This is a genomic window from Mycobacterium sp. shizuoka-1 (assembly GCF_002723835.1).
Taxonomy (GTDB): Bacteria; Actinomycetota; Actinomycetes; order Mycobacteriales; family Mycobacteriaceae; genus Mycobacterium.
In genome coordinates, this window is record NZ_BEWG01000142.1 from 1 (window position 1) to 2257 (window position 2257).

Genomic DNA, 2257 nt, shown 5'->3' on the forward strand with positions numbered 1-2257 from the left:
GGATTCCTTGCAGATCATCTTCCGGGAAGGCACGCCCGCCCGGGATCCACAGGTTCTGATCATTGCTCTGCGCTGTACGGATGTGTCACAAAGTTCGACAAGGTCGGCGCCGATGACGTCAGCCCGCGGTGGATGTCGATCAGTGCCCTGCTCTCCGCCTTACCTGCCGCCGCCGAGAGTTCTTTGTGGTGGAAATACGGGGTTGGAAGTCAGCTTCGATGCATTACGTCCTTGTAGGAACAATGTGTTAGTTCTGAAGCCATGTGACGATGTCTTCGAGCTGAGTGCTGAGTTCGTTCCATGGACGGTTGAGGTCGAGTGTTCGAGCGCCGATGCGGTTGCCTTGGACGACGACGTCCAGTCCGGGCTGCGCAGGTGCTTCGGTACGCGCATAGAGCAATAGCCCGCTGACCGAGCCGTCGCGGTTCACGTCGGCGTTCTTCACGTACGTCAATACTTGGTACAGATTGGTCGAGTGGACAGTCGGCTTGCCCCACATCCCGGCCTGCATCGATCGGCCGTAATATTTCGCATCAATGATGAGTGCCCGGTGTCCACGCCGCAGTGTGACATCGGTGCGCATTGCCGGGAGCTGTTCGGCTCCGAGTGCGCCTGCATCGTCGTAGTCCCACTTGACGGTGGAGCCGGTGGGGGAGAGTTCGGGGTGGTGGACGATGTAGTACTCGCGCAGGAATCGTTCATACAAGCTGCTCATCGCGTCGTCCGAGACCCATGAGGTGAGCTTGGTGCTTCCGGCATCCTGTGTGGGGAGGAGCCCGCGGACGATCAGTTCACAGACACCGAGCAACAGCCGGTATGTGGCGTTGGCGCGGTGGTAGGTCAGCGTGCGCCAGCGGATCGATGTCGGCGCGATCAGCGTCACCGCGTCCAGGTATGGCAGAAGCCGACGCAGCGCAGCCCGGCGGGGCGCGGCGACATCACCGTGGCGGAGGAGTAGGACGATGACCGACTTCAGCGCCCTGTTGTGGGGCGTGTCGAGCTCGTACTCGTCGAACTCGCACACCAGCCTTCCTCGGAACGTAGAGCGAGTGGCTGCGGTGCGAGTGATATCGATACGTCCGCGAATGGTGGCGAGCGCTTCGCTGCGGTGCAGGTAGTCGCGATGAAGACCGCGCTTGACCTGTGTGCCGACGCCACGCACGAGAATTTCCGCGAACAGATCGTGAAGATGGTCGAAGGCCTCGGCCGCGATTCGGTCGTTGCCTTCGCTGCGGATCGCTCGAAAGGCATAGGCCATCATCACGTACACGTTACGGATAGCGATGGACCTCTCGGTCATGCGACGGCGGCCCTGAGCCTGCTGGCCCACTCCTCGGCCGTGGTCGGCTCGTCGAACCAGTACTCGTCGAGAAGGGGGATGAGTTCGTCCTCGACCACCGAGTACAGCCATTCATCGTCGGTGGCGCCTTCTGGAGGGCTGGAGAGGAAGCTGTGTCCGATGGCGAAGCCCTGGCCGAGTGCGGGGTCGTCGGCGATGGTCTTGTTGAGGTCGATGACCACTTCGACGAGGCGGTCGAGGGTGGGACTTCCAGCGTCTTGCTGCCAACGGGTGAATCCGGCAGAGTGGAAGCCCGGGGTCATCTCGAAAAATCCGAAGCGACGACGCAGTGCGTAATCCAGGACGGCAAGGCTGCGGTCGGCGGTGTTCATCATGCCGATGATGTGGACGTTGGTGGGGACGGAGAACGTCTCGTTCTTGTACAACAGTCGGAGGTCTTGTCCGCGTTTGTCGGCTTCGATGAGCATGAGCAGCTCGCCGAAGATCTTGGAGATGTTGCCGCGGTTGATCTCGTCGATGATGAAGAAGTACGGCCGGTCGGTGTCGTCGGCGCGGGCCTTCTCGCAGAAGCGATAAAACGGCCCTTCAGTGAGCGTGAAACCACCGGTCTCGGTGGGCCGGTATCCCATCATGAAGTCCTCGTACGAGTAGCTCTGATGGAACTGGACCATCTGGACCCGACTCGGATCCTTCACCCCCATGATCGAGTATGCCAGGCGCTTTGCGGCGAAGGTCTTCCCGACACCGGGCGGGCCAGCGAGGATGACGCTCTTCTTCCGCGCCAGCAGAGAGCGCAAACGTTCGTATCGCTCCTCCGGCAGATAGACCTCCTTGAGGAATGCCGTCTTGTCGTAAGCCGGAAGTGGCGTCGAGAAATAGTCAAATCCTGTGGATCGAGGGTCGTCAGGCGACCTCGGACACTGGGGTGTCGGGCGATGGTTCCGGGGTGATGTCGAC

Annotated in this window: 2 protein-coding genes; both read right to left on the bottom strand. The window is 61.1% G+C overall.

The annotated features are described in order from the left end of the window. Window positions 1–247: 247 nt before the first annotated feature. Complete coding sequence (mcrC, locus tag MSZK_RS31035; RefSeq protein WP_064257655.1) at window positions 248–1300, bottom strand: 5-methylcytosine-specific restriction endonuclease system specificity protein McrC; 1053 nt, start codon at window positions 1298–1300, stop codon at window positions 248–250. Continuing rightward, a partial coding sequence (locus tag MSZK_RS31040; RefSeq protein WP_142390050.1) for an AAA family ATPase occupies window positions 1297–2257 on the bottom strand: 961 nt, incomplete at its 5' end. The genes MSZK_RS31040 and mcrC, both read right to left, overlap by 4 nt.

What these genes read in the sequence shown, in the direction of transcription:
- mcrC (WP_064257655.1), bottom strand. Translation starts at nt 1,300, where the DNA reads ATGACCGAGAGGTCCATCGCTATCCGTAACGTGTACGTGATGATGGCC.